This window comes from Streptomyces sp. NPDC053673 (assembly GCF_055585225.1).
Genome location: NZ_JBVJKN010000043.1, coordinates 42772 through 50057, shown reverse-complemented (window position 1 = coordinate 50057; position 7286 = coordinate 42772). Strand labels below are relative to the sequence as shown.

Sequence of the window (7286 nt, the reverse complement as noted above, 5' to 3'; positions counted from 1 at the left end):
ACCGCCTTGCGATGCGTCCCCTCGGCCCTCCGGGCCTGGGGAGACCCCATGCATCTGACGCCGCGGCCTGGTCCTCGAAGATCGCCCGGACAGGAGCTAGTGCCGCGACAGGGCAAAGCTTGCCGGGAGGGGCACTAGACGTCGTCGGCCGTGCCTCGGAAGCGGCGGTAGAGGATCGCGCCGCCCAGGATCAGGGCCGCGCCGACCGGGGCCGTGAGGCCGACGACGGACGGAGCACCGGTCTCTGCCAGTTCGACCGGGCTCCGGGGCACGTGATGAACCGGTGCTGCCGGTCTCGCCTTCGGCGGGGTCGCCGGCCTCGGCGCGGCCGGGGGCTTCCCGGACGAGTTCGAGGACGAGTTGCCGACGGCCGCGTTGCCGACGCCGACGACGTTGACGGAGTTACCGGTGACATTCACCGGCACATCGACGGGAATCTGGATCCCGTTGCCCGAGAGCACACCGGGAGAATCCTTTCCGCTCCCCTTGGCGACGGCGCCGCCGCCGTTTCCTTCGTTCTCGCAGCTGTTGCCGACCGCCGGGTTCAGCAGGCCGATCACATTCACGGTGTTGCCGCACACATTGACCGGGACGTGCACCGGGAGCTGCACCGTGTTCCCGGAGATCAGTCCCGCCGACCCGGCCGCGCGCCCGTGCGCGTCCGAGTCGGCACGGGCCGCCCCGGCCCCTGCCCCGGCCGCGGCGAGGGCGCCGCCCGTGACCATCGCTGCGATCAGACCTGTTCGGCGAATCTGCCTCATGGGTTCCTGCCTTCCGGAGGATGAACACGGGTGCTCACCCGCACCGGAAATAACGCGATGGAGCCATTCGGGTTATGGCCGACAATCGTTTCACCCCATCGAGTGGAGTGATGTCGAACTGTCCTACACCGTCCGGGCGTTCATGACCCGGCGTCGTAATCCTGAATACGCCGCCCATGATCCCGGTCCGTCAGATCAGTCAGTCGCGCTTCGAGTTCGACCGCGATCTCGTCCACGTCGAGCGTCAGAAGTCTCCGGTCACGCATCAGAACCCGGCCGTCGACGATCGTGGTCAGGACATCCGCCGACCGTGCGCTGAAGACGAGAGAAGCGGCCATGTCGTGTATCGGGCGCACATGGGGTCCGGTCAGGTCCACCAGGATCAGATCGGCGCGCCGCCCCGGGGCAAGCGCGCCTACCGTCGTCCGGCCCTCGGCCGGGGGGACCACCGTTTCGTGTCGCTCGCCCAGTCCGACGACCTGCGCGCTCTGCGTGGTCGCGTGATCCAGCGCCTGGTCTGCCGTCAGCCAGCGCGGGTCCCTCTCCGCCGACTTCTGGACGAGCGCGGTGAGCGCCATGCTCTCCCACACGTCGAGCGTGTTGTTGGACGCCGCTCCGTCCGTGGCCAGGCCGACCGGGATGCCGATCTCACGCAGCGATCTGATGGGCGTCGTGTCCCAGCCGAACTTGAGGTAGCCCTTGGGCGCCGTCGCAACCCCGACCCGGCCGGTGGCCCGCGCGAGGACCGGAAGGTCGCTCTCGACGATGCCGGTGCCGTGCGCCACGAGGAGGTCCACATCGAGCAGTCCGGCACGCTGCAGAGTCTCGACGGGCGTACGGCCATACCGCTCAAGGCTGCTGTCCGTCTGCGCCCGGTTCTCGGCGGCATGGATGTGGACGGGCAGCCCGTGCTCACGCGCCAGCTCTGCCGCGGTCGCCAGATCCGCGTCATCGACGGTGTACGGGGCATGCGGCGCCAGCGAGGTGGTGATCCGGCCGCCTGCGTCACCGTTCCGGCGCAGCGCGAAGCCCAGGGAACGCTCACGCCCGTCCGCCCCCTGACTGGAGAAGTACGCCCAGCCGAGGTTGGCGCGCAGCCCGCTCCGTACGACGGCGTCGGCGACGCGGTCCATCGAGAAGTAGTGGTCGGCGAAGGTCGTGACCCCGCCCCGGATCATCTCCGCGCAGGCGAGCAGCGCTCCGAGCTCCACGACCTCATCGGTGAGGTTGCTCTCGATGGGCCAGACCCAGTCGTTGAACCACTCCTCTACGGGAACGTCCTCCGCGATGCCGCGCAGGGCCACCATCGAGGCGTGGGTGTGGCAGTTGATCAGCCCCGGCATGGCCAACTGGCCGCGGGCGTCGATCCGTTCGCGGGCGGGCAGTGCGGCCACGGCGCCGGAGGAGGTGACGTCCGCGATGACTCCGTCACGTACGACGACGGCCCGGTCCTCCTCGAACCGGATCGCGCCTTCCGCACCGTGCAGGAGCGCGGTGCACCCCTCGATGACGAGATCCGCGGGGCCGTCCGCCTGCTCCGTTCCCGCCGTGTTCGAGAGGTCACCGGCTCCGGTCAACGCCGTCCCCGCGATTGACGTTCAGGCCTCCGACCGGGCCCGTTTGCAGCATGACGCCGTGCTGGACACTCCTGCTCATGACGTTGTGCACTGTTGTGTGAGGCGCGGCCGGGGGCTCGGGCGTCAGCTCGTCGAGAAGCGCACGAAGTTCGGCCGCGCTCTCGGGGTCCGCCCGCAGGGTGCGGCGCATGCGGTTGCGCCACTCGGCGGTGATGTCGGCCGCCGTCTGCTCCTCGGCCCCCTCCTCGACCAGTTCGGCGTGGGCGAGGTCGAGGTCCGCCGCGACGCTCTCCTCGTCCGCGGTGCCGTGCCGGGCGAAGAACGCGACCATCCGCTCCTTGGCCCGCGTCCATCCGTCGGTCGTCATCTGCTGGACGAGCGCGGTCGCTCCCGCTGTCGCCAGCGCCACCAACTCCGCTTCCATCAGGCTCCCTTCAGCGGCTCCCCCGCCCGTCGGACGAGCTTTTCCGAGCGTACCCGTCAGCGGCCGAGCAGCGTGGTGAGCGCCCCGACCGGGTCCTGGTCGGGTATGCCGCGGGGCCACCAGTCCTCGCGGCCGGGGTCCGATTCGTACCCGTACCAGAGGCCGTCCCGTCCGAGGCGCAGCTGCAGGGAGGTGGTGGAGAGGCGGTTGTGCCGGGGGCGGAAGTGCGGAAAGTCCGCGGCGGTCAGGGCGGGGCGGGCCCGGTCGAAGGGTCCGGCCGGCGGGTCCCACTCCTCCTCCAGGACCGCCAGCCCCGCGAGGCCTCCCTGCCGCCAGGCAGCCACGGCACGGGCGAGGTCGGTGACGGTGCGGTCGGTGGCCCGGGCGAGCGCGGTGTACAGGGCGCGGGTGGAGGCGGTGAGGCCGGAGCCGGGGTGCGCGGCTGCGAGCCGGACGGCGTCCTGCCAGAGGGTGAGGCCGGCGACGGGATCCCGGCCGGTCTGGAGGGTGGCGAGTGCGCGGGCCGCGGCCTCGGTGGCGAGGAGGTCGAGGGCGAGCGCATCGAGACGGTGGTGACCCCGGCCGAAGGCTGAGGGAGCATCCGGGGATCCGGCGGCCTGCGGGTAGACCGGCGGGCGTCCGGGGTGCGGGGGCACCGGCAATGGGGCCGGAAGGGGTGGCAGCGTGCGCGGGGCGAGAGCCTCGCGCGCGGTGACCGTCGCAAGGACCGGGGTGGTGCCGTGCCCCTGCTCCGTGGTCCGCTCGTCCGACGCCGAGAGGGTCGCGTTGCGCCGGGTGAGCTCGGCGAGGATCTCCTGCTCGCCGAGCCCGCGCATCAGGAACAGTACGAACGGGTCCTCGTCGAGGATCCGTGCCGTCTGGTAGCACAGGGCGGCCGCATGCTTGCAGGGGAAGCCGTCGTCGGGGCAGGAGCAGTCGGGAATCAGATCTCCGGGAGCCGGCAGCAGGTCGGCGGCGTCCGCGAGGGCGTGCGGGACGTCCTTGTCGAGCAGGGCGGCGATGTGGTCGGGCCGGGCGGCCGCCAGGCCGAGCAGCCGGTCCCAGTCGGCGTCGTCGAGGGTGCGCAGCCGGATCTCCGTACGGTACGGGCGCGGCCGGGTGCCGTGGACGTACGCCGTGACCCGACCGGGCATGACGGTGATCGCGTCGACCTGGCCGCGTCCGGCATAGGCGCGGCCACGGGCGAGACGGGCCGGGTCGAGGGCGGTGTCCTCCAGCGCGTCCACCCAGGCGTTGCCCCACCAGGAAGCGGCGAAGGTCTGCTCGCCGGAGCGCGGGGCGAGCACCGGGAACGTGCGCCGACGGTCGTCCGGCCGGCGCAGGGCGTCCCGGCGGAGCCCCGCCCTGCGGCGAGGGTCCTGCGCACCACGGGGGCGACCGGGCAGGGCGGGGCTCATGACGGCCTCCTCAGGGAGACGAGATCGGCCAGCTCCCGGTCGCTGAGCTCGGTCAGCGCCGCCTCCCCGGAGCCGAGCACCGCGTCCGCCAACGCCCGTTTGGAGAGCAGCATTTCGGCGATGCGGTCCTCGACCGTGCCCTCCGCGATGAGGCGGTGGACCTGGACGGGCTGGGTCTGGCCGATTCGGTAGGCCCGGTCGGTGGCCTGGTCCTCCACCGCCGGGTTCCACCAGCGGTCGTAGTGGACGACATGGCCGGCACGGGTCAGATTCAGTCCGGTGCCGGCGGCCTTGAGCGAGAGGACGAAGACGGGGATCTCGCCGGACTGGAACCGGTCCACCATCCGGTCCCGGTCCGCCACCGGGGTGGCGCCGTGCAGCAGCTGGGACGGGATCGCCCGGGCCGCGAGGTGTGCGGAGATGAGCCGCGCCATCGTCACGTACTGGGTGAAGACCAGCACCGAACCGTCCTCCGCGAGGATCGTGTCGAGCAGCTCGTCGAGGAGCGCGAGCTTCCCCGAGCGGGCGGTGAGGCGGGCGGTGTCCTCCTTCAGGTACTGCGCCGGGTGATTGCAGATCTGTTTGAGCGAGGTGAGCAGCTTCATGACGAGGCCGCGGCGCGCCATGCCCTCGGCGCTCTCGATCTGTGCCATGGTCTCGCGCACGACCGCCTCGTACAGCGATGCCTGCTCCCGGGTGAGTGGCACGGGATGGTCGGACTCCGTCTTGGGCGGCAGCTCGGGCACGATGCCGGGATCGCTCTTCTTCCGGCGCAGCAGGAAGGGACGGACGAGGCGGGCGAGACGCTCCACGGCCGCCTCGTTCTCGATGTGCTCCTGGTTCTCGACGGCGCGGGCGTGGCGGGCCCGGAAGGACTTCAGCGGGCCGAGCAGCCCGGGTGTGGTCCAGTCGAGGAGGGCCCAGAGCTCGGAGAGATTGTTCTCCACCGGGGTGCCGGTCAGGGCGACTCTCGCCGGGGCGGGGATGGTGCGCAGCGCCCTGGCCGTCGCGGAGAAGGGGTTCTTGACGTGCTGCGCCTCGTCCGCGACGACCATGCCCCACTCCCGGTCGGCCAACTCGGCTGCGCTCGTGCGCATCGTGCCGTAGGTGGTGAGGACGAAGCCGTCAGGGCCGACGTCGAGGCTGCGCTCCTGACCGTGGAAACGGCGCACGGGCACGCCCGGCGCGAATCGGGCGATCTCCCGCTGCCAGTTGCCGAGCAGCGAAGCCGGGCAGACGACGAGCGTGGGCGCGCTGCGGTCGCGGTGCCCGGCACGCTGCTCGGCACCGGGTCGGACGTCCTGCTCGGCGCAGTGCTGGACAGCCTGCACGGCACCAGGTCGGACAGCCTGCTCGGCACCGTGTCGGGCACGCTGCTCGGCGCGGTGGAGATGGAGTGCGATCACCGTGACCGTCTTGCCGAGGCCCATGTCGTCGGCGAGGCAGCCGCCGAGTCCGAGCGAGGTCATCAGATCCAGCCAGGCGAGGCCGCGGAGCTGGTAGTCGCGCAGGGTGGCGTCGAGGCCCGTCGGCTGGGCGAGGGCGGCGGGGCCCTCGGTGAGGCGGTCGCGCAGAGCGGCCAGCGCACCTTCCGGAACGGCTTCGACCGTCTCGCCGTCCACCTCGGCGGTACCGGTGAGCGCCACGGCCAGCGCGTCCACGGGCTCCAGCAGCCCCAGCTCCCGTTTGCGCGCCTTGCGCACGAGGTCGGGGTCGACGACGACCCACTGGTCGCGCAGCCGGACGATGGGGCGGTGCGCCTCGGCGAGCGCGTCCATCTCGCGCTCGGTCAGCGGGTCCCCGTCGAGCGCGAGCTGCCAGTTGAACCTGAGGAGCTGCTCGCTGTCGAAGAACGGGGTGCCGTCGGTGGCGGAGCCGGGAGCGGGCGGCCGGACGACGGCGGCCGCGCTGAGTGTCCGGGCCAGCTCCTTGGGCCAGTGGACGGCCACTCCGGCGGCGACGAGGCGGGCCGTGGCCTCGCCCAGCAGTTCGTACAGCTCGTCCTCGGTGAGCGGCAGCACGTCGGGGACCTCGCGCTCCATGAGCCGGCCGAGCGGTGGCCACACACGGGCCGCCCGGCGCACGGCGAGCACGGCGTCGATACGGGCGCGCGGTCCGAAGTGCTCGTCGCCGTCGCCCGCCCAGAGCCGGGCGGCGTCGAGGACGAGCGTCGGATCGGCGAGGCTGTGCACCTGGAGGAGAGCGGCGCCAGCCTGCCGCTCGTCACCGCCTTCCTCGGCCAGGTCGAACAGTTCGTAGGCCGACAGGTCGAGGCGGAGCGAGATCCGTACGCCCGCGTCCATCCCGGCCGCGACCTCCGCCGCCCAGTCACGGGCGTCCGGCAGGTGCTGCGGCGCCATGGCGGCGAACGGCCGGCCGGCCGCGTGCTCGGCGGCCGGGGTACGGGGCAGGGTGTCCGCGACCGCGTCCAGGAACGACCTGATCAGGGCTTCGGGGTCGGGCAGCTGAAGGGGGCGCAGGTCCGGCAGCGGGGTGGCGTGCGCCTCGGGAGGCATGGCGGCGGCGATCGCCCTGAGCTGGGCGATGTCCTCCGCGTCCAGCGGGCCCGCCCGCCAGGCGTCGTGGTCGTCGGGGGTCAGACCGGGCAGCAGCCGGCCACGCGCGGCCAGCTGCAGGGCGTGCAGGGCGGCGGCTCCCCAGCATGCCGCGGCGGGGTGGGCCGCCGCGTCGTGCCGGGCGCGGACAAGCACCGGTACGGCGTCGGCGACGCGGAGCAGCACGGCGGGGACGGTGCGGCTGCGGACGCTCTTTCCGTGCGGCCGTACGACCGTCAGCTCGCCGGACTCGCCGGCACCTCTGTGCCCGGCGGACTCACGGGCACCTCTGTACCCTCCGGACTCGGGGGCGCCCCCGTACCCGCCGGCACTCCCGGCCTCGCCGGCCACCCCGAGAGCACCGGACTCGACCGGAAGCGCGCCTCCGTCCGGTCTCCAGAAGGCGACCCGCCCTTCTCGCGGCAGCACGGCCGGCACGAACACCGCGGCACAGGTGTGCAACACGTGCGGGGCACCTCCCCTCCCACTCACTGGTCGAGTCCTTGGAACCACGACCATACGGGCGGGGTCTGACAATGCCCCTCACCGGC

General features: G+C 72.5%; 5 protein-coding genes. All 5 read right to left on the bottom strand.

Translation table 11 applies throughout. The annotated features are described in order from the left end of the window. Positions 1–134: 134 nt before the first annotated feature. The 5 genes from ACZ6ZQ_RS34650 to ACZ6ZQ_RS34630 all read right to left on the bottom strand — a co-directional run bounded on the left by ACZ6ZQ_RS34650 (position 135) and on the right by ACZ6ZQ_RS34630 (position 7254). The gene (locus tag ACZ6ZQ_RS34650) at positions 135–761 is read right to left on the bottom strand and encodes a chaplin (protein ID WP_469772490.1); all 627 of its coding nucleotides are present in this window, start codon (positions 759–761) and stop codon (positions 135–137) included. Between the two features lie 140 nt (positions 762–901). After that, the gene (locus ACZ6ZQ_RS34645; RefSeq protein ID WP_469772489.1) at positions 902–2338 is read right to left on the bottom strand and encodes an amidohydrolase; all 1437 of its coding nucleotides are present in this window, start codon (positions 2336–2338) and stop codon (positions 902–904) included. After that, a complete protein-coding gene (locus tag ACZ6ZQ_RS34640) occupies positions 2322–2762 on the bottom strand; it encodes a hypothetical protein (protein ID WP_469772488.1) in 441 nt (146 codons plus the stop codon). The genes ACZ6ZQ_RS34645 and ACZ6ZQ_RS34640 overlap by 17 nt, the downstream gene beginning before the upstream one ends. Before the next feature lie 56 nt (positions 2763–2818). Continuing rightward, on the bottom strand, positions 2819–4180 hold the full coding sequence (locus tag ACZ6ZQ_RS34635; protein WP_469772487.1) for an SWIM zinc finger family protein: 1362 nt from the start codon (positions 4178–4180) through the stop codon (positions 2819–2821). Continuing rightward, positions 4177–7254 (bottom strand): DEAD/DEAH box helicase, encoded by a 3078-nt coding sequence (locus ACZ6ZQ_RS34630; RefSeq protein ID WP_469772486.1) that lies wholly within the window; start codon positions 7252–7254, stop codon positions 4177–4179. Before ACZ6ZQ_RS34630 ends, ACZ6ZQ_RS34635 begins: the two co-directional genes overlap by 4 nt. Positions 7255–7286 lie beyond the last annotated feature (32 nt).